17 protein-coding genes are annotated in these 18,718 nt (G+C 74.6%); 9 read left to right on the plus strand and 8 right to left on the minus strand.

The genetic code is table 11. From position 1 onward, the window contains the following. Nucleotides 1–431: 431 nt before the first annotated feature. Complete coding sequence (locus tag AB0B41_RS20955; protein WP_358205691.1) at nt 432–1,478, plus strand: nitronate monooxygenase; 1,047 nt, start codon at nt 432–434, stop codon at nt 1,476–1,478. Between the two features lie 55 nt (nt 1,479–1,533). Here the strand turns inward: AB0B41_RS20955 and AB0B41_RS20960 are convergent, their stop codons facing one another. Together AB0B41_RS20960 and AB0B41_RS20965 are read right to left on the minus strand one after the other, a co-directional pair. Then, a complete protein-coding gene (locus AB0B41_RS20960) occupies nt 1,534–1,887 on the minus strand; it encodes a hypothetical protein (RefSeq protein WP_358205693.1) in 354 nt (117 codons plus the stop codon). A 104-nt stretch (nt 1,888–1,991) separates the two neighbouring features. Beyond that, nucleotides 1,992–3,173: a geranylgeranyl reductase family protein gene (locus tag AB0B41_RS20965; protein WP_358205694.1), complete on the minus strand. Its 1,182-nt coding sequence runs from the start codon at nt 3,171–3,173 to the stop codon at nt 1,992–1,994. 144 nt (nt 3,174–3,317) lie between these two features. Between AB0B41_RS20965 and AB0B41_RS20970 the strand changes: the two genes are divergently transcribed. From AB0B41_RS20970 to AB0B41_RS20995, 6 genes are all read left to right on the plus strand, one after another. Continuing rightward, nucleotides 3,318–4,094, plus strand: coding sequence for an IclR family transcriptional regulator (locus tag AB0B41_RS20970; protein ID WP_358205696.1), 777 nt, complete (start codon nt 3,318–3,320; stop codon nt 4,092–4,094). Between the two features lie 217 nt (nt 4,095–4,311). Then, on the plus strand, nt 4,312–5,679 hold the full coding sequence (locus AB0B41_RS20975) for an MFS transporter (protein WP_358205698.1): 1,368 nt from the start codon (nt 4,312–4,314) through the stop codon (nt 5,677–5,679). Further along, nucleotides 5,676–6,740 (plus strand): aromatic ring-hydroxylating dioxygenase subunit alpha, encoded by a 1,065-nt coding sequence (locus AB0B41_RS20980; protein ID WP_358205701.1) that lies wholly within the window; start codon nt 5,676–5,678, stop codon nt 6,738–6,740. Before AB0B41_RS20975 ends, AB0B41_RS20980 begins: the two co-directional genes overlap by 4 nt. Further along, nucleotides 6,737–6,976: a hypothetical protein gene (locus AB0B41_RS20985; protein WP_037038998.1), complete on the plus strand. Its 240-nt coding sequence runs from the start codon at nt 6,737–6,739 to the stop codon at nt 6,974–6,976. Before AB0B41_RS20980 ends, AB0B41_RS20985 begins: the two co-directional genes overlap by 4 nt. Nucleotides 6,977–6,995: 19 nt before the next feature. Beyond that, nucleotides 6,996–7,958 (plus strand): PDR/VanB family oxidoreductase, encoded by a 963-nt coding sequence (locus AB0B41_RS20990; protein WP_358205704.1) that lies wholly within the window; start codon nt 6,996–6,998, stop codon nt 7,956–7,958. Between the two features lie 92 nt (nt 7,959–8,050). Next, nucleotides 8,051–8,338, plus strand: a complete 288-nt coding sequence (locus AB0B41_RS20995) for a GlsB/YeaQ/YmgE family stress response membrane protein (protein ID WP_358205707.1) — start codon at nt 8,051–8,053, stop codon at nt 8,336–8,338. Between the two features lie 27 nt (nt 8,339–8,365). On the opposite strand, the gene AB0B41_RS21000 is transcribed toward AB0B41_RS20995, so the two are convergent. Beyond that, nucleotides 8,366–8,767 carry a hypothetical protein gene (locus AB0B41_RS21000; protein WP_358205709.1) on the minus strand — a complete coding sequence of 134 codons (402 nt, stop codon included), beginning with the start codon at nt 8,765–8,767 and terminating at the stop codon, nt 8,366–8,368. A 219-nt stretch (nt 8,768–8,986) separates the two neighbouring features. Here AB0B41_RS21000 and AB0B41_RS21005 point away from each other — a divergent pair, with 219 nt between their 5' ends. Next, nucleotides 8,987–10,054 carry a tyrosine-type recombinase/integrase gene (locus AB0B41_RS21005; RefSeq protein WP_358205727.1) on the plus strand — a complete coding sequence of 356 codons (1,068 nt, stop codon included), beginning with the start codon at nt 8,987–8,989 and terminating at the stop codon, nt 10,052–10,054. 336 nt (nt 10,055–10,390) lie between these two features. On the opposite strand, the gene AB0B41_RS21010 is transcribed toward AB0B41_RS21005, so the two are convergent. Continuing rightward, nucleotides 10,391–12,637 carry an ATP-binding domain-containing protein gene (locus tag AB0B41_RS21010; protein ID WP_358205729.1) on the minus strand — a complete coding sequence of 749 codons (2,247 nt, stop codon included), beginning with the start codon at nt 12,635–12,637 and terminating at the stop codon, nt 10,391–10,393. A gap of 325 nt (nt 12,638–12,962) precedes the next feature. Here AB0B41_RS21010 and AB0B41_RS21015 point away from each other — a divergent pair, with 325 nt between their 5' ends. Then, nucleotides 12,963–13,769 (plus strand): RNA polymerase sigma factor SigF, encoded by an 807-nt coding sequence (locus AB0B41_RS21015; protein ID WP_358205712.1) that lies wholly within the window; start codon nt 12,963–12,965, stop codon nt 13,767–13,769. 25 nt (nt 13,770–13,794) lie between these two features. Here AB0B41_RS21015 and AB0B41_RS21020 read toward each other — a convergent pair whose 3' ends face one another. The 4 genes from AB0B41_RS21020 to AB0B41_RS21035 form a co-directional block, all read right to left on the minus strand. Further along, nucleotides 13,795–14,901 (minus strand): DNA topoisomerase IB, encoded by a 1,107-nt coding sequence (locus tag AB0B41_RS21020; protein ID WP_358205715.1) that lies wholly within the window; start codon nt 14,899–14,901, stop codon nt 13,795–13,797. A gap of 76 nt (nt 14,902–14,977) precedes the next feature. Further along, nucleotides 14,978–17,338, minus strand: coding sequence for a glycosyl hydrolase family 65 protein (locus tag AB0B41_RS21025; protein WP_358205717.1), 2,361 nt, complete (start codon nt 17,336–17,338; stop codon nt 14,978–14,980). Then, nucleotides 17,335–18,069, minus strand: a complete 735-nt coding sequence (locus AB0B41_RS21030) for a beta-phosphoglucomutase family hydrolase (protein ID WP_358205719.1) — start codon at nt 18,067–18,069, stop codon at nt 17,335–17,337. Before AB0B41_RS21030 ends, AB0B41_RS21025 begins: the two co-directional genes overlap by 4 nt. A gap of 101 nt (nt 18,070–18,170) precedes the next feature. Then, a partial coding sequence (locus AB0B41_RS21035) for a histidine kinase (RefSeq protein WP_358205722.1) occupies nt 18,171–18,718 on the minus strand: 548 nt, incomplete at its 5' end.

Consider the following 18,718-nt stretch of genomic DNA (forward strand, 5'->3'; position numbering starts at 1 on the left):
CTCTTCTCCTGGGTCAGAACGCAGCCCGGGGCGAGGAACGGCCGAGAAACTGGGAGGCTCCGCGGCACCGGGTGCGCGGTCCCCTCCAGGGCGTGCCGGTGGGCGCCGCGGCACGGGGCGCAGGGCGCGTACGGGGCGGGGCCACGGCCGCGGCGTTCCCGCGACTGTCTCGCGGCGGCTCGACAGCCGAGCCGAGCTGGTGGCGGCGCGACCGCCCGATCCCCGTGAGACGGACCGCGCCGTTGCGGTCCCGGGAGCGGCCGCGCCGCTGCGGGTTCCGAGAGTGGGTTGAGGACCCGCACCCCCGCTGTTCCCGGCCGCACCCCACCGTCGAACGCCGTGTACAGGTTCGGCAGCGACGTGTCCCGTTTTCCGTGAGCGCTCCCGGAGATCACCTCCGCGTGATCAGCGGGGTGTGGTCGGATGACGGCATGCAGCGACGCGTGACGGAGTTCTGCGAACGGTTCGGCCTGCGGCTGCCGATCCTCGAGGCGCCGATGGCCGGGGCCTGCCCGCCGGAGCTGGCGATCGCGGTGGCCGAGGCGGGCGGGATGGGTGCCGACGGGGTCGTGCTCGACCCGCCCGAGCGGATCACGGCGTGGGTGGAACGGTTCCGGGCGGGCTCGGCCGGGGCACTCCAGCTCAACATCTGGATCCCGGACCCGCCGGTCGACGAGCCCGACCGCCTGCGCGCCGCCGAGGAGTACCTCGCGGGCTTCGGCGCGCCGGGGGAACCGGGTCCCGCGGGCCCGGTCTTCGCCGAGCAGTGCGAGGCCATGCTCGACGCCGCGCCGACCGTGATCTCCTCGATCATGGGCCTGTTCGAGCCCGACTACGTCGAGCGGATGCACGCGCGCGGGATCGCCTGGTTCGCCTGCGCGACCACCCTGGAGGACGCGCTCGCCGCCCAGCAGGCCGGTGCCGACGCGATCGTCGCCCAGGGCATGGAGGCGGGCGGCCACCGCGGCACGTTCGATCCGGCCGCGGCCGAGCGCACGAACGTCGGGCTCTTCGCGCTGCTCCCCCACCTCGTCGACCGGCTGCAGGTCCCCGTCGTCGCCGCCGGCGGGATCGCCGACGGCCGGGGCGTGGCCGCGGCGCTCGCCCTCGGTGCCAGCGCCGTCCAGGTGGGCACGGCACTGCTGCGGTCGCCCGAGGCCGGCATCGACGAGACCTGGGCCTCGGCGCTGGCGGACCTGCCACCGGAGCGGACCGTGCCCACCCGCGCCTACTCGGGGCGGCTCGGCCGGGCCGTGCCGACGTCGTACGTCACGGCGTGGACCCGGCCCGAGGCACCCGCGCCCGCGCCCTACCCCGACCAGCGCCGACTGGTCGGTCAGTGGCGGCGCGGGGGCGCGACGGGCGTGGACCGGGTCAACCAGTGGGCCGGACAGGGTGCGGCGCTGGCGCGGCAGGCCCCGGCCGGAACCATCGTGCAGGAGATGTGGGAGGCCGCCCGCGCACTTCTTGCCCAGTAGTCCGAGGGGCCCCGCCGGGGGCCGACATCCTCGACGGCACCGACCCGAGGGCGGCTCAGCCGGCGTTCTCGTGATCGTGGTCGTGGTGATCGCGCGGCAGGCGCTCGGCCACCCGCCGGATCCTGCGCAGCAGGGGGATGCTCGGGTAGCGGTCCTGCTCGACCTTCTCCCGGAGCACCTCCAGGTACTCCGGGATCATGCGCCGGGGGATCCACCGCTCGATGAGGTCGAGCTGGGTGTGGCTCGGGTAGCGGCTCTCGCGGACCTTGTCGAGGAGCAGCTCGACCAGCCACTCGCGGATGTCGTCGCGGGTCGTGTCGTCATCGATCTCGTCGCGGGCCACGTCGGTATCGACCTCGTCGCGGGCCATGTCGGTATCGACCTCCACCGCCGTCGTGCCTCGAGCCACCACCTCCAGGGTGGGTCGACCCGGCGCCGGTCGTTAGGGACGAAGGGCCCGCCCGGCCGGGCCCCGGGGAGTTGCCGGCGCCGGGACAGGTGAGCCGCGAACCCTCACGATGCCGCCGGAGCGAGGAGGGGCCCTGTGGGCACGCCCACGCGACGGCCGGTGCCCGGCCGTACGAACAGGGCGCCGATCGTGGCGAGGGTGCGGGCGTGCGCGGCGCCCCTCCCCAGCCCGACCTCGACGACGTCGTCGAACACCGCCCGGTCCCGGGCCGCGGCGAGCACGGCGGCGTGCACGAACCGGGGGCTTCGCATGAGGTGGGCCAGGGCCGCGGTGTGCCGGTGGTGGCGGGCGAAGCAGCGGCGCAGGCTCGCCCGATGGACCGCGCCCGCCGCCGCCCCGCACAGCGCGGCCTGGCCGGCGAGCACCCCGGAGGCCACGGCGTCGAAGATGCCCTCGCCGGTGAGCGGGTTGACCAGCGAGGCGGCGTCGCCCGCGAGGAGCACCCGCCCGTCCGGCTGGACGCGGCCGCCGGTGGACAGGGGCAGGCGGTGGCCCCGCACGGTCGACGGGTCGGGCTCCTGGCCCGGCAGCTGCGCGTCGAGCCCGGCGAGGAGCTCGTCGCGGCTGGTCGGCGCGGTGCCGTCGAAGATCCCGTACCCGACGTTGGCGCCGCCGTCGGCGAGCGGGAAGGACCAGGCGTAGGCGGGTCGGCGGCCCTCGGCGAACGCGATGTGCAGCGCTCCCGGGGTCGCGGGGGCCTGCGGGCTGTAGCCGCGGACCGCCACGGCCGTCACCCGCGGCCGGGGCGCGATGCCGAGGCTGCGGCGGACGACGGAGTTGGCGCCGTCGGTACCGATCACCGTGCGCGCGGCCGTGTCGCCGTCGAGCACCACGTGGTCGGCGTGGGCCTCGACGCGGCGGACCCGCTGCCGCCGCATCCGGGCCCCGCGCGCGACACAGGCCGTGACCAGCGCGTCGTCGAGCACGGCCCGGGGCACGACGCGGTTCGGGCGGGCACAGTGCCGGTCGGCGACGGCCCCGCGCGGGGAGCGCACGTGCAGCCGCGGCACGGACCCGCCGAGCCCGGAGAGATCGGGCAGGCCGAGCGCGGCGAGCAGGTCGAAGACCCCCGCCGCGATCCCGTCGCCGCAGGTCTTGTCCCGGGGGAACCGGGCGGCGTCGAGCAGCAGCACCCGGGCGTCGGGCCGGAGCTGCAGCACCCGCAGGGCGGCCGCGCTCCCGGCCGGTCCCGCCCCGACCACGGCGACGTCGTACATCCCGGTCATCGCGACCCTCCCTGCCGCCGGCCGGAGCGCCGACGCCACCGGGGGAGATCCCGGGACGCCGCGACCGGAACCGATCGAACTCCGCTGCGGTAGACAAGCACACACCGGGCATCCGGGCGCGGCGAACGGACGAGCGGAGCGGAGATGGCGGGTCGGGGGCGACCGACGGGTCCGACGGGCCCGGTGCTGACCCGCGGGCTCGCCCTGCTCGGCGCCTTCGGCCCCTCCCGCCCGGCGATGACCCTGAGCCAGCTCGCGCGGCACGCCGGGATGCCGCTCTCGACCGCCCACCGGCTCCTCGGTGAGCTCGTCGAGTGGGGTGCCCTCGAGCGCGACGACAGCGGCTCCTACCGGATCGGGCTGCGCCTCTGGGAGCTCGGCGCACTCGCCCCGCGGGGCCAGGGCCTGCGGGAACGCGCGCTGCCGTTCCTGGAGGACCTCTCCCAGATCACGCGGGAGAACGTCCAGCTTGCCGTGCGCGAGGGTACCGAGGTGGTGTTCGTGGAGCGGATCGGCGGCTCCGGCGCGGTCCCCGTGCTCACCCGCGTCGGCGGGCGGTTCGCGCTGACCGCCACCGGCGTCGGTCTCGTGCTGCTCGCGCACGCTCCCACCGACGTGCAGGAGGACGTCCTCGGCGGGCGCATCGAGCGCTTCACCGAGCGCACGGTCACCGACGCCGACCAGCTGCGCCGCATGCTCGCCGACGTCCGTGTGAACGGCTTCTCGATCAGCGACCGCCAGGTCACGATGGACGCGCTCTCCGTCGGCGCGCCGATCCAGGACGAGCGCGGCCAGGTCGTCGCCGCCGTCTCGCTCGTCGTCCGGCACGGCACGGCGTCGCCGCACTTCCTCACCCCGCTCGTGCGCACCAGCGCACGGGCGATCAGCCGCGCCCTCGCCGAGGGCTACCGCACGGGCTGAGCATCGGCAGACGACAAACCCTTCCATTTTCCGGAAGGTCTGTTCGGCGGCGCCGGGCCCGGAACGCATGCTCTCGGACACCGCACCGGGGCCCGACCCGGGCGGCGCCCGCTCCCACCACGGCCGTCGTCACGGACCGGTGCGGGCCCCGACGCAGTCGACAACGGAGTGCTGCCATGCGTCCTCCCACCCTTCGCGTTCCCGAGGGCCGGCGCCGATGAGCGCCACGGTCCGGGATCTGATCGACGACCGGCCGATGTCCCGCTTCCAGTGGGGCGCCGTCGTCGTGTGCGTGCTGCTGAACATGCTCGACGGCTTCGACGTGCTGGTCATGGCCTTCACCGGCAAGTCCGTCTCCGCCGACTGGGGCCTGAGCGGTGCCCAGCTCGGCCTGCTGCTGTCCGCCGGCCTGATCGGCATGGCCGTCGGCTCGATGGTCGTCGCGCCGTGGGCGGACCGGTTCGGCCGGCGCCCGATCGTGCTGGGCTGCCTCGCCGTCGCGGCCGCCGCGATGCTGCTGTCGGCGGCCAGCCAGTCCCCCACCCAGCTCGGTGTGCTCCGCGCGGTGACCGGCCTGGGGATCGGCGGCATCCTCGCCACCAGCAACGTCATCGCCGCCGAGTACGCCTCGAAGCGCTGGCGCGGCCTCGCCGTGAGCCTGAACTCGACCGGCTACGCCCTCGGCGCCACCCTCGGCGGCCTGCTCGCCGCCGTGCTCATCGGCCAGTTCGGCTGGCGGGCGGTGTTCCTCGTCGGCGGGCTCGCGACCGCCGCGTCGATCCCGCTGGTCTGGTGGCGCCTGCCCGAGTCCGTGGACTTCCTGCTGGCCCGTCGCCCGGCGCGTGCCCTGGAGCGGGTCAACGCGCTGCTCGCCCGGATGCGCCACGAGCCGCTGGCCGCCCTGCCCGAGCAGACGGCCGCGCCCAAGGGCGTGGGCGCCGGCTACAAGGAGCTGCTCACCCCGCGGCTGCGCCGCACCACGCTGGTGCTCTGGGTCGTCTTCTTCTGCATCATGGCCGGCTTCTACTTCGTGACGAGCTGGACGCCGACCCTGCTGGTCGAGGCGGGCCTCTCCCCCACGGCCGGGATCGCCGGCGGCACCCTGCTCAACGTCGGCGGGATCTTCGGCGCCGCGCTGCTCGGGCTGCTCGCCGCGAAGTTCGCCCTGCGCACCGTGCTGGCCACGTACCTGGTGGCCACGGGCGTGCTGCTCGCGATCTTCATCGGCGCGTCGTCCTCGCTCGCCGTGGCCTTCGTGATCGCCGCCGTGATCGGCGTGTTCGTCAACGGCTGCGTCGCCGGGCTCTACGCCCTCACCCCGACCGTCTACGACCCGGCCGTGCGCACCACCGGCGTGGGCACCGGCCTGGCCATCGGCCGCGCCGGCGCGATCCTCGCCCCGACGCTCGCCGGCGCGCTGCTCGACGGCGGCTGGACGCCCGAGCAGCTCTACATCGCCTTCGGCGTGGTCTTCGTGGCCACCGCCGCCCTGCTCTTCCTCCTCCGGCTGCGCAGCACGACCCCGGACACCACCGGAACGCGCGCCGCCGGCAGCACCGTCCGACCCGAGGGAGCCACCTCATGAGCACCATCCCCCGCGACCAGTGGTACGTCGCCGCGTACGGCTCCGAGATCCGCCACGAGCTGTTCGCCCGGACCATCTGCGACGAGCCGATCCTGTTCTGGCGCACCGAGGCCGGCGAGGTCGTCGCGAACTCCGACCGCTGCGTGCACCGCCGCTTCCCGCTGTCCCAGGCCCCGTCCCGGCTCGTCGACGACACGGTCGTCTGCGGCTACCACGGCTTCACCTACGGTTCGGACGGCAAGTGCGTCGCCGTGCCCGGCCAGACCCGCGTGCCGCGCACCGCCCGGCTGACCCCGTACCCGGTCGTCGAGCTCGACTCGCTCGTCTGGGTCTGGATCGGCGACCCCGCGCTGGCCGACCCGACCCGCATCCCGCGCGTCCCCTACCTGGCCTCGCCGGACTTCACGACGGTCCGCGGGATGGAGCCGCTGCAGGCCCGCTTCTCGCTGCTGGTCGACAACCTGCTCGACCTCTCGCACGAGACCTACCTGCACGGCGGCTACATCGGCACCCCCGAGGTCGCCTCGACCCCGATCTCCACCGAGGTCGACGACGAGGCCGGCATCGTCTACGTCTCCCGGCACATGGACGACGCCGAGTGCCCGCCCTTCTACTCGAGGTCCACCGGCCTGCAGGGGCGCATCGCCCGCTGGCAGGACATCGAGTACACCCCGCCGTGCCTGTACAAGCTGCACAGCCGGATCGCGCCCGTCGGTTCCGTCCCGAACCCCGACGGCACCGACCCCGACGCCTTCCACGTCGAGGTCGTCTACGCGATCACCCCGGAGACCGAGCACTCCACGCACGACTTCTGGATGGTCGCCCGCGACTTCGCGCTCGACGACGAGGAGGTCTCGGCCTTCCTCGCCGAGAACAACCGGACCGTCGTGCTGCAGGACGTCGAGGCGCTCGACGTCCTGGAGCAGGTGATCCAGGGCGAGCCGGAGGGCTACCAGGAGCTCTCGATCAACATCGACACCGGCGGGCTGGCCGCGCGGCGGATGCTCGCCCGGATGGTCGGGCAGGCGCCGCGCAACGCCCCGGCGGCCCCCGCCCGATGAGCGCCGGCATCCCGGAGGCCCCGCCCGTCCTCGGCGGCGACCGCGTCTACCGCATCCACTGGGTCCTCGGCACCGACCGGCTCCGCGCCGTCTGCCACTGCGGCAGCGAGCGGATCTTCGAGGACCCGGTGGAGCTGTGGGAGTGGCTGCTCGCCCACCCGGACGGCCACGGGCCCGCCGCCGTCCCCGCGCCGTCACCCGAGCCCGCCCCGGCCCGCGAGCCCGCGCCGGCCTGAGCACCCCGAGGAGACCCGAATGCACGCCGAGACCCCCGAATCCGAGCTCGACCTGGTCCTCGAGAAGAAGGAGACCCTGGCCGACGGCGTCGTGCAGCTGACCCTGCGTGACCCCGCCGGTGCGGACCTGCCCGCCTGGGAGCCCGGGGCGCACGTCGACCTGGTGCTCACCGACGAGCTGACCCGGCAGTACTCGCTCTGCGGCGATCCCGCGGAGCGCTCGGTGCTGCAGGTCGCGGTCCTGCGCGAGCCCGCGGGCCGGGGCGGCTCGGCCCACGTCCACGAGGTGCTGGCCGAGGGCGACACCGTCCGGGTCCGCGGTCCGCGCAACCACTTCGCGCTGGTCACCGCGCCGCGGTACCTGTTCCTCGCCGGCGGCATCGGCATCACGCCGATCCTGCCGATGGTCGCGGCGGCCGAGGCGGCGGGCGCGGACTGGCGGCTGGTCTACGGCGGCCGCACCCGCGCGTCGATGGCCTTCCGCGACCGCCTCGAGGAGCGCCACCCCGACCGGGTCGAGATCCGGCCGCAGGACGAGACGGGCCTGCTCGACCTCGCCGCCCTGCTCGGCGAGCCGGCGGAGGGCACCGTGGTCTACTGCTGCGGGCCGGAGCCCCTGCTGGCCGCCGTCGAGGAGCGGTGCGCGGCGTGGCCGGCCGGAACCCTGCACCTGGAGCGGTTCGCCCCGAAGGCCGGCGCGGACGACGGGCCGCGGGAGGCGTTCGAGGTCGAGCTCGCGCAGACCGGCACCACGCTGACCGTGCCGGCGGACCGGTCGATCCTGGAGGTCGTGGAGGAGTCCGGCGTCGCCGTGCTCTCGTCCTGCCAGGAGGGGACCTGCGGCACCTGCGAGACCGGGGTGCTCGACGGCGTGCCGGACCACCGCGACTCGGTGCTCACCGCCGAGGAGCAGTCCGCGAACGACGCGATGATGATCTGCGTGTCCCGCTCCTGCTCGGCCCGCCTGGTGCTCGACCTCTGACGGGCGCCGAGCTGTGGATCCGCTGAGAGGTTCCGTAACGATGTTGTGAGCGGGGTACACCGGGGTCACGGCCTCACGCGGAGGAGAACGCCATGACCATCACCGGGATCATCTCGGCCCTGCTCGTCGGCTTGCTGATCGGAGCCCTGGGCCGCCTCGTCGTGCCCGGGAAGCAGCGCATCCCGATCTGGCTGACGATCGTGATCGGCATCGTGGCGGCCTTCGTCGGGTCGTACCTGGCCGGTCTGTTCGGCTACCGGAACGAGGGCGGTGGGTTCCCGTGGCTCCTGCTGATCATCCAGGTGGTCGTCGCGGCGCTCGGCGTCGTCCTCGCCGCGGGTGCCTACAGCCGGCGGCACCGCGGCATGCTGCGCCGCTGAGCGGGGCCGCGCGCAACGCACCCGTGCTCAACGGGTGCGTCGTCCGGCCGCGCCGAACCAGTAGCCGAGGACCGTGCCGGCCATGCCGGTCACGGGCGCGAGGTAGAGGGTGAACTGCTGGGCGTCGAGCCGCAGCACGAGAGCCAGCACCGACAGGGCGGCGACGACGGCCACGACGATCACCAGGACCGCCGTGCGCACCCGCGCCTCCATCCGGCGCTCGGCCTGCACGGCGTCGTCGCAGGCCGCCCGGTAGATCGCCTCCACCTGCGCGGCGATCTTCCGGTGGGCCTCGGCCTTCGCCTGCTCCAGCCGCACGAGGAGTTCCGCACAGTCGGCGGCCCCGTCGAGACGGTGCCGCTCGAGGACGGCGAGGGCGTCCTCCGCGATGTCGTCGATCTGGCTGTCGAACCTCGTGATCGGGTTCATGACGGCCCCGCCTCCCCGGCTCGGTCGTGTGCCGACCAGGGTCGTGCCGTGCGGCCACCGCGCACAGAGGGTGGTCCCGCCGGTACTCGGGTGTGGCCCCTACTCCTCGCCCGGGCGCGAGCCGACGGGCGGGACCGGCCGGGCGCGTCGCCGACGACGTCGATCCCCCGGCTCCTAGGCTCGGGGCGTGCACGACCGAGCCCTCACCCCTTGTCCGGCGTGCCGGTGACCGGCCGGGCCACCGCGCTCACCCCCCGGGCGACGTCCGCGCTGCGACGGCGGCCGCTCCCCGGTGACCCTGCCTCGGACGCGACGCTGCGGGTCGACGCGCTCGATGCCGCAGCCGACCACTATCTCGACGCGGAGCGGGTCGCCAGCACGCGGGAGGCCTACGCACGGGACTGGGCCGCCTGGGAGGACTACACCCGGTGGGCGGGCATCCCGCTGCTCTCCGGGGGCCGCGGCGCCCTGGTCGGGTTCGTGCTCTGGCTCGAGCAGGGCGCGCCCCGGGTCGGGCGGGAGCCCGGCGCGCCGGCCGCGCCCGCCACCATCCGGCGCAAGCTCGCCGGGGCGCTGCACGGGCTGCGGAAGTTCGGGGCCGACGTCGACCCGCGCGGCCCGGCCGCCGCCCGCGAGGCACTCACCATCTACCGGCGCCGTCTCGCGGCCGGCGGCGAGCGGCGCGGCCGCGGCCAGGCCCACGCCGTGGACCTGCGGGCCGTGCTCGCGATGTCGCAGGCCTGCCCCGACACCCGCCGGGGCCTGCGCGACCGCGCGATGCTGACGATCGGCTTCTACGGCGCGACCCGGGCCAGCGACCAGGCGCACCTGCTCACGTCGGACGTGCTCGTCGAGCAGAACGGCGTGGTCCTCGACGTCCGGGTCGGCAAGACGACCGGGCGCAGCGCGCTGCCCCGGCGCCGGCACCCGCTGCTGTGCCCGCGCTCGGCCTGGCTGGCGTGGCTGCGGGCAGGCGGGCACACGGGCGGTCCCGCCTTCCGCCGCATCGACCGGCACGACACCGTCCGCGACGAACCCCTGTCCCCCGACGCCGTGACCGCGGTGATCGCGCGGGCCGGCGAACGCGCCGGGCTCCCCTACCCGGTCACCTGTCACTCCCTGCGAGCCGGCTTCGCCACCGAGTCCTACCGCGCGGGCGCCTCGCTGCTCGACATCGCCACCCAGGGCCGCTGGGCTCCCGGCTCGCAGGAGCTGTTCCGCTACATCCGCACGGTGGACCAGTGGCGGCACAACGCGGCCGACGGCCTCGACCTCGATCCCGGCTGACGCCGTTTCAGCGCTGCGGGGCCGGGAACGCAGGCCGTCATCGACCTGCGGAGGTGAGAACCGTGCTGTCCGACAAGTCCCGTCCGGTAGTCGAGGCGACGCTGCCCGTGGTGGGCGAGAACATCGGCACGATCGCCACCCGCTTCTACGAGCACCTCTTCGCCGAGCACCCGGAGCTGCTGGACGGGACGTTCAACCGCGTTCATGCAGGCGGTGCGGTCGTCGCTGGTCGAGCGCGGGGTCGCGGCCCACGACATCCAGTACGAGGTGTTCGGCCCCGACCTGTGGCAGGCCGACCTCGACCAGGCCCGAGGTCCGACCAGGCCCGAGGTCCGACTAGGCCCGGCGCAGGCGCTTGAGCGGTTCCGGCAGGTCCGCGGCGTGCACCACGCTGAGCCGCTGGGTGGCGCGGGTGAGCGCGACGTAGAGGTCGTTCATCCCGCGCGGGCTCTCGGCCAGCACCTCGGCCGGCTCGACGAGCACGACGGCGTCGAACTCCAGGCCCTTCGACGCGCCGACCGGCAGCACCACCACCGGCGCTTCGAGGTCCTCCGGGTCCTCGGGTGCGGCGTCGCCGAGCACGGCCTCGCGCATCGCCGCGACCCGCGCCGCCGGCACGAGCACCGCGGTGCGGCCCTCACCCACCGCGCCCCGCTCCTCGGCGACGATCCCGGCGAGCACCTCGTCGGACCCCTCCAGCGAGCCCGCGGCGACCGGCAGGGCGCGCGGCGGGACCCCGGTGCTTCGGACGGACGTCGGCGGGGTGAGGCCCGGGTCGATGGCGGCCAGGACGTCGTCGGCGACGTCCGCGATCTCGGCCGGCGTCCGGTAGTTCACCGTGAGCTGCTCGAGCTTCCACCGGTTCTGCACGAACGGCGACAGCACCTCCGACCAGGTGGAGGCCCCGGCGATGTCGCCGGTCTGCGCCACGTCGCCCACGACCGTCATGGAGCGGCTCGGGACCCGGCGCATCACCAGCCGCCACGCCATCGCCGACAGCTCCTGCGCCTCGTCGACGATCACGTGCCCGTAGGTCCACTCGCGGTCTGCGGCGGCGCGATCGGCGGTCGACTCGTAGGTCCGCACCTGCATGCGCTCGGCCAGCCGGTCGGCGTCGACGATGTCCGTGGCCCGCAGCAGCTCCGGGTCCAGGTCCTCCTCGAGGTCCAGCACGTCGAGCACACCCTGGGCGTACTCGATCTCCTCGCGCAGCGCGGCCTGCTCGGCGGCCCGGGCGGCCGATCCGTCGTCGCCGAGGAGCTCGGCCGCCTCGTCGAGCAGCGGGACGTCCGCGGGGGTCCAGCGCAGGTCGTGCGGCACGTCCGCCGCGGCGGCGGGCCGCTCCAGCAGCGCCCGGTCCTCGGCCGGGATCCGCCGGGCGATGGAGTTGAGCTTGCGCCGGTCGGCGAACAGGTCGGTGAGCAGCTGCTCCGGGGTGAGCGTGGGCCACAGGGCGTCGAGCTCGCGGGCGACGGCGGCGTCCTCGGCCAGCTCCTCGCGGATGTCCTCCACGTCGAGCTTGCCGAGCAGGTTCCGCCCGCCGAGGTTCCGCGCGACCTGCTGGGCGAGCAGCCGCAGCGCCTCGGTGCGGAAGAGCCGCTTGGCCTCGTTGTGCGGCTTGCGCGAGCGCCGGGCCCGCGAGCGGGCGGCGTTGACCAGGTCCCGGTCGATCCGCACGTCCTGCCGCTCGACGACGAGCTCGATCGGCCTGCGGGGCAGCTGCTGGCGGTCCCGGACCGCCGCGGCGACGACGGCGGCCATGTCGGCGCGGCCCTTCACCTCGGCGGTGCGGGCGTCCTCCGGCCGGCGCGCGTGCAGGCCCGGGAACAGCTCCGCGGGGGTGGCGAGCACGACCGAGGTCTCGCCCAGCGACGGCAGGACCTGGCCGATGTAGCGCAGGAAGGTGGGGTTGGGGCCGATGACCAGCACGCCGCGGCGGGCCAGCCGGTCCCGGTGGGTGTAGAGCAGGTAGGCGGCCCGGTGCAGCGCGACCGCGGTCTTTCCCGTGCCGGGCCCGCCCTGCACCACCAGCACACCCGACGGCTTGGACCGGATGATCCGGTCCTGCTCCGCCTGGATCGTCGCGACGATGTCGCCCATGCGGCCGGTGCGGGCCTCGCTGACCGCGGCCATGAGCGCGGCCTCGCTCGTCAGGCCCGACCCGCTGCCCCGGGCGGCGGCGTCGGCGAGGTCGAGCACCTCGTCGTCGACGGCGACGACGGTCCGCCCGCGGGTGCGCAGGTGCCGGCGCCGGCGCATGCCCTCCGGGTTGGCCGCGGTAGCGGTGTAGAAGGGCTGCGCGGCGGGGGCGCGCCAGTCCATGAGCAGCGGCTCGTAGTCGTGGTCCTCGTCGAGGAGGCCGAGCCGGCCGATGTAGCGGACCTCGCCCGACTCCGCGTCGAGCCGGCCGAACGCCAGCCCGTGCTCCGCGGCACGCAGCGCGGCGAGCCGGTCCGTGTACATCGCGGCCGCCGCGTCGCGCTCGGTGAGCGCCTGCGGTGTGCCCACGGTCTCGCCGTGCAGCACGTCGGCGAGCCGGCGCGCGGTGTCCCGGCGGCGCTCGTCGAGCCGCTCGTAGAGCATCGCGACATAGGCGCGCTCGTGCTCGAGCGGCGTCTCGCCCGTGGCGGGTTCGGGGGTCGGCACCTGCGGAATGTCCTTCGCGGGAGTGACGGATCGGCCGGTCGGCCCGGTCGTCCCTCGATCTGTCGGCATCTCGCGCGGCCGGCGGCGCGGCCGACGTCCTCGTCGTCCTTCGTCGCCCGACGGCGCGGCGTTCCAACCTACCAGCGATCTCCCGCGACCTCCGCGGGCATTTCCCCGGCAGGGGGACGGCGTTTGAAGGATCGGGGCGGTCGGGTAGATCCCTGCGTGGCGTCGGACAACAGAGACCCTTGCCCGGGGCGTCGTGGCTGACCGCGACCCGGCCCCCGCCCAGGGCCCCGCCCAGAACGGGCAGGGGTCCGACTCGGAGTACGGGCACCTCGCCCCGCTCTTCGAGAAGTTCGTGTCGCTCCCCGCCGACCATCCCGACCGCGACGCCCTGCGCGCCGAGCTGGTCACCGGCCACCTTCCCGTGGTCCAGCACATCGCCCGGCGCTTCGCCAACCGCGGCGAGCCCGTCGACGACCTGGAGCAGGCCGGCACCGTCGGGCTCATCAACGCCGTGGACCGCTTCGAGCCGGACCGCGGCGTCGACTTCCTCTCCTACGCGATCCCGACCATCACCGGCGAGGTGCGCAGGCACTTCCGCGACCGCACCTGGGCGATGCGCGTACCCCGCCGGCTCAAGGAGATGCAGAGCTCGATCAACGGCGCGATCGGGCCGCTGTCCCAGGAGCTGGGCCGCGCCCCGAAGCCGTCGGAGATCGCCGACCGGCTCGGCCTCTCCACCGAGGAGGTGCTGGAGGGGCTCGACGCCCAGCAGGCCTACCGCGGCCCCTCGCTCGACGAGCTGGTGGCCGGGGCCGACTCCCCGCTGGCGGACACCCTGGGCGAGGCCGACGCCGAGCTGGACAAGGTCGAGTACCGGCAGACCCTGGCGCCGCTGCTCGACGAGCTGCCGCAGCGCGAGCGCACGATCCTGGTGCTGCGCTTCTTCGGCAACAAGACGCAGACGCAGATCGCCGACCAGATCGGGATCTCGCAGATGCACGTCTCCCGGCTGCTCGCCCGCATCCTCGCCCAGCTGCGGCAGCGGATGAACGAGGAGTAGGCGCCCAGCCCTCGCTCGGCCCTGCTCAGCCCTTGATCAGCCGCACCACCGCGCGCTCCACCGCGGCCCGGCTGCGGTCGTCGGTCAGGTCGGGGGTCTCCAGCCGCTTCAGCGCCACCAGCACCGTGCGCCCCTCCTCGAACCGCTCGACCACCCGCGGGTCCACGTAGGAGTTCCGGGCGACGGTCGGGGTGTTGCCGAGGTGGTCGGACACCGTGCTGATGGCGTGGCGCACCAGGCGGGCCCGCGCCCGCTTCGCCGACGGGACCCGGCCCTCCTCCGCCACCGCCCCCGCAAGGGTGACGGCGGCGAGCACCGTCGCGTTCCAGGTGCGGAGGTCCTTGCAGGTGAACCGGTCCCCCGCCAGCTCCTTCACCGCGGTGTTGAGGTCCTCCGAGCGCACGTCGTGCCAGTCGGACCGGCCCGTGCGGTAGGCCAGCAGGTCCTCGCCGCCGCCCTTGCGCCGCAGCAGTCCGTTGACCAGCCGGTGCAGCAGCGGGTCGCGCAGGTCGAGCGTGCGCGGCACGCCGCCCTTGGCCGGGTAGTCGAAGTGGATCAGGCCCCGCCGCAGCGTGACGTGCTCGCGGCGCAGGGTGGCCAGGCCGAAGGTGCCGCTGTCGTCGTGGTCGTCGCCGTCGTGCCCGCAGTGGTCGGACCCGTCGTCGCCGCAGCTCGGGGCGTACTGCTCGCCCCCGGCACGGAACACCCCGATGTCGAGCATCCGGACGGCTCCGGCGAGCACCCGCTCGCGGTGCAGCCCGCCGTCCTCCAGCCGGGTGGTGATCTCCCCGCGGATGTCGGCGAGCCGGCGGCCCAGGGAGAGCACCCGGTCGTGTTTCTCCTCGTCCCGGGCCCGGCGCCAGTCGTCGTGGTAGCGGTACTGGCGGCGGCCGGCGTCGTCCGTCCCGACGGCCTGGATGTGGCCCCGGGGGTCGGGCGAGATCCAGACGTCCCGCCAGGCAGGCGGGATCACCAGGCTCTTGATCCGCGCGACCTCCGCCCGGTCGTCGATCCGGTCGCCGTCCGGCCCGAGGAAGACCCAGCCCCGGCCGGAGCGGCGCCGGCCCAACCCCGGCGTCGAGGGGTCGGAGCGGACGAGCCCGGCGGGGGGATCGACTGCTGCTGCGGTCACGCGCGGGAGATACCCCGGCCGCCCTCCCGCAATCCCCCGGGTGATCGAACCTCGGGTGATCGAACCCGTGCGGCGGTCAGCTCCCGTGGTGCCGCTGGCGCGGCGCCCGGCCGTACGGCTGCTCCACCGGGTCCACGGTGGGCGGCGAGGGCATCGGCCGGACCTGCGGGTCCTCGGCCAGCGCGACCGGCTCGCCGTGGTGGCGCAGCCGCATCGGCGGGCCGCTGACCAGCCGGTACTCGACCTCGTCCTGGGTGATCGTGACCCGGATGTGCCTTCCCTGCCAGCGCAGCCCGAACGAGATCCGGGTGAGCGCGGCCGGCAGCACCGGCGCGAAGGCCAGCCCGGTCGCGTCGCACGTCATACCGCCGAGCCCGGTGGTGATCGCCACCCAGGTGCCGGCCATCGACGCGATGTGCATGCCGTGGTCGGTGTTCCCGGCCAGGTTGTTGAGGTCGATGAGCGCGGCCTCGGCCAGGTAGTCGTAGGCCAGGTCCAGGTGCCCGGTGCGCGCGGCGACCATCGACTGCGTGCAGGCGGAGAGCGACGAGTCCCGCACGGTGATCGCCTCGTAGTAGGCGAAGTTGCGGCGCATCTGCTCCGGCGTGAACGCGTCGGGCCGCAGCTGCATCGCCAGCACCAGGTCGGCCTGCTTGATCACCTGCTTGCGGTACAGGTCGAAGTACGGGTAGTGCAGCAGCAGCGGGTAGGTGTCGGCCGGGGTGTTCTCGAAGTCCCAGATCTTGTGCTTGGTGAAGCCCTCGGACTGCGGGTGCACGCGCAGCTCGTCGTCGAACGGGATCCGCATCGAGGCCGCCGCGTCGCGCCAGCTGGCCATCTCCTCGGAGTTCACGCCCAGCTTGGCGGCGCTGCGCGGGTGCTTGGCGGCGACCTCGGCGGCGTAGCGCAGGTTCAGCTGCGCCATGAGGTTCGTGTAGACGTTGTTGTCCACGATCGCCGAGTACTCGTCCGGGCCGGTCACGCCGTCGATCCGGAACTCGCCCGCCGAGTCGTGGTGGCCCAGCGAGCGCCACAGCCGCGCGGTGGCGACCAGGATCTCCAGGCCCGCCTCCAGCTCGAACTGGGTGTCGCCCGTCGCGGCGACGTGCCGGCGGACGGCGTCGGCGATGTCGGCGTTGATGTGGAAGGCCGCGGTGCCGGCGGGCCAGTACCCCGAGCACTCCTCGCCGCGGATGGTGCGCCACGGGAACGCCGCGCCGTCGAGGCCGAGCTGCTGGGCGCGCTCGAAGGCCTTGGGCAGGATCGACTGCCGCCAGCGCAGCGCGTCGGCCGCCGCGTCGGGGGCCAGGAAGGACAGCACCTGCAGGCAGAAGGTCTCGGTGTCCCAGAAGGTGTGGCCGTCGTAGCCGTCGGCGGTGAGGCCCTTCGCCGAGATGCACCGGCGCTCGGCGCGGGCGCCGGCCTGGAGCACGTGGAAGGTGGCCAGCCGGACGGCCTGCTGGAGCTCCGCGTCGCCGTCGATCTCGACGTCGGCGGTCTCCCAGAAGTCGTCGAGGTACTCGGCCTGCTCGCGGAGCAGTCCCTCCCAGCCGGTGTAGCGGGCGGCGGCCAGCGCGGCCCGGACCTGGTCGTAGACCGCGGGCAGGCTGCGCTGCGACGACCAGCCGTAGGACAGGTACTTGACGATCTTCAGCGTCTCACCGGGCTTGACCCGGCCGATGATCGTGGTGCTGCCGGTGTCCTCGGTCGCGTCCGAGGTGATCTTGATGCCCTCGGGCCCGTGCACCTCGTGGTCCATCGCGGCGGCGACGCGCAGCCCCGACCTGCGGGTGCTGTGCACCAGCGTGGCGCCGGCCTCGTCGGCGCGGTGCATCTCGGACTCGAGCGCGTTGGTGAGCGCGGCCTCCAGGCGCGGGTCGTCCGCGCCGCGGGTCGGCAGCTGCTCGTTGGCCACCAGCTCGGACTGCACGACGAGCAGCGCCGGCTCGTCGAGCACCTCGACCTCGTAGCAGATGGCGGCGATCGCGCGCTGGGTCAGCGACACCAGCCGCGTGCTGTGCACCCGCACCACGCGCCCGGCCGGGGACTCCCACTCGACCTCGCGGGTGAGCGTGCCCGCGCGCAGGTCGAGCACCCGCTCGTGCCGGCGGAGCTTGCCGTAGCGCAGGTCGAACGGCTCGTCGTCGACCAGCAGCCGGATGAGCTTGCCGTTGGTGACGTTGATGATCGTCTGCCCGGACTCCGGGTAGCCGTAGCCGCCCTCGGCGTACGGCAGCGGCCGGACCTCGTAGAACGAGTTCAGGTAGGTCCCGGGCAGGTGGTGCGGGTCGCCCTCGTCGAGATTGCCGCGCAGCCCGATGTGGCCGTTGGACAGCGCGAAGACCGACTCCGTCTGGCCCATCGCGGCGATGTCGAGGGTCGGCTCGCGCACGACCCACGGCTCGACCGCGAACGTGCGGCCGGCGTCCGGCTTCACTGGTCCTCCAACAGCTCGGAGAGGTCGGACACCACGACGTCGGCGCCGTGCTCGCGCAGCTTGTCCGCGTGCCCGAGCCGGTCGACGCCCACGACCCGGCCGAACCCGCCGGCCCGGCCCGCCTCGACGCCCGCCAGCGCGTCCTCATACACGACTGCGGCCGTGCGCGGCACGCCCAGATCCTCGGCCGCGGCCAGGAACGTGTCCGGCTTCGGCTTGCCCGGCAGCCCGCGCTCCCGCGCGACGACGCCGTCGACCCGGTGGTCGATCAGCTCGGCCAGCCCGGCCACGTCGAGCACCTGCTCGGCGTTGGCCGACGACGACACCACCGCCACCTTCAGGCCCGCCTTGCGGACGGCCTCGAGGTAGGGCCGCGACGCCGGGTAGACGTCGACGCCCTTCTCCTGGAGCACGACCTGCACCAGGTCGTTCTTGCGGGTGGACAGCCCCCAGAGCGTCTCGGCGTCGGGCGGGTCGTCCGGGCTGCCCTCGGGCAGCGTGATCCCGCGGGAGGCGAGGAAGCTGCGGGTGCCCTCCAGCCGCGGCTTGCCGTCGACGTACGGGCCGTAGTCGGCGGCGACGTCGAAGGGCCGGTAGCCGGGGCCCTCGTGCCGGGCGAGGAACTCGTCGAACATGGTCTTCCACGAGGTCGCGTGCACGCTGGCGGTGTCGGTGAGCACACCGTCGAGGTCGAACAGGCAGGCGCGGGCGCCGTCGGGGAGGCCGAGCATGCGCGCACCGTAGCGTCCCCGTGATCGCTCCCGCAGACCGGCGCCGCCACGTCACACGGCGCCGCGCAGGTTGTCACGCATCGTTCACACAGGAGGGTGGTTCAGCCCGGGCAGGCGGCGGGCGCGGGCACCCGGAGCCGGGTCTCCCCGTGCCCCGCGTCGGCGACGACGACCTCGGCCCCGCCCACGCCGTCGGGCACGACGTGCACGGTGACCGCGCCGCCCCCCGGGCGCGGTTCGATGCGCTGCTGCACCGTCTCGCGGACGAGGACCAGCACCCGCAGCGGGGCGATGGCGAGGTCCGCGAGCTGCGCGGTGAGCACGTCGTCGACCGTCACGGCGGTCTCCAGGCGCCGGCCGAACCGGGCCTTCTCGATGGCCAGGTAGGCGCGGACGGCGGCCAGCTCGTCGGCCAGCGGGATCTCCGGGGTGCCGACGCGGTCCGCGGTCCGGCTGAGGTCGGCGAACCCGAGCAGCAGCTCGCGGGCCCGCCCGGGATCGGTGCGCATGAGGGCGGCGATGGTGTTGAAGGCGTTGTAGACGAAGTGCTGCTCGAGGCTGCGGTTGAGCGAGCTGGCGGGGCCGGGCGGCGCGGCGCCGAGGGTCGCGGCCGGCCGGTCCGGCACGGCCGGGAGGGCGGGCGGTCGTG

It is taken from the genome of Pseudonocardia sp. NPDC049154 (genome assembly GCF_040648315.1).
Taxonomy (GTDB): domain Bacteria; phylum Actinomycetota; class Actinomycetes; order Mycobacteriales; family Pseudonocardiaceae; genus Pseudonocardia.

What these genes read in the sequence shown, in the direction of transcription:
- AB0B41_RS20955 (WP_358205691.1), top strand. Translation starts at nt 432, where the DNA reads ATGCAGCGACGCGTGACGGAGTTCTGCGAACGGTTCGGCCTGCGGCTG.
- AB0B41_RS20965 (WP_358205694.1), bottom strand. Translation starts at nt 3,173, where the DNA reads ATGACCGGGATGTACGACGTCGCCGTGGTCGGGGCGGGACCGGCCGGG.
- AB0B41_RS20970 (WP_358205696.1), top strand. Translation starts at nt 3,318, where the DNA reads ATGGCGGGTCGGGGGCGACCGACGGGTCCGACGGGCCCGGTGCTGACC.
- AB0B41_RS20975 (WP_358205698.1), top strand. Translation starts at nt 4,312, where the DNA reads ATGAGCGCCACGGTCCGGGATCTGATCGACGACCGGCCGATGTCCCGC.
- AB0B41_RS20980 (WP_358205701.1), top strand. Translation starts at nt 5,676, where the DNA reads ATGAGCACCATCCCCCGCGACCAGTGGTACGTCGCCGCGTACGGCTCC.
- AB0B41_RS20985 (WP_037038998.1), top strand. Translation starts at nt 6,737, where the DNA reads ATGAGCGCCGGCATCCCGGAGGCCCCGCCCGTCCTCGGCGGCGACCGC.
- AB0B41_RS20990 (WP_358205704.1), top strand. Translation starts at nt 6,996, where the DNA reads ATGCACGCCGAGACCCCCGAATCCGAGCTCGACCTGGTCCTCGAGAAG.
- AB0B41_RS20995 (WP_358205707.1), top strand. Translation starts at nt 8,051, where the DNA reads ATGACCATCACCGGGATCATCTCGGCCCTGCTCGTCGGCTTGCTGATC.
- AB0B41_RS21000 (WP_358205709.1), bottom strand. Translation starts at nt 8,767, where the DNA reads ATGAACCCGATCACGAGGTTCGACAGCCAGATCGACGACATCGCGGAG.
- AB0B41_RS21010 (WP_358205729.1), bottom strand. Translation starts at nt 12,637, where the DNA reads ATGCTCTACGAGCGGCTCGACGAGCGCCGCCGGGACACCGCGCGCCGG.
- AB0B41_RS21030 (WP_358205719.1), bottom strand. Translation starts at nt 18,069, where the DNA reads ATGCTCGGCCTCCCCGACGGCGCCCGCGCCTGCCTGTTCGACCTCGAC.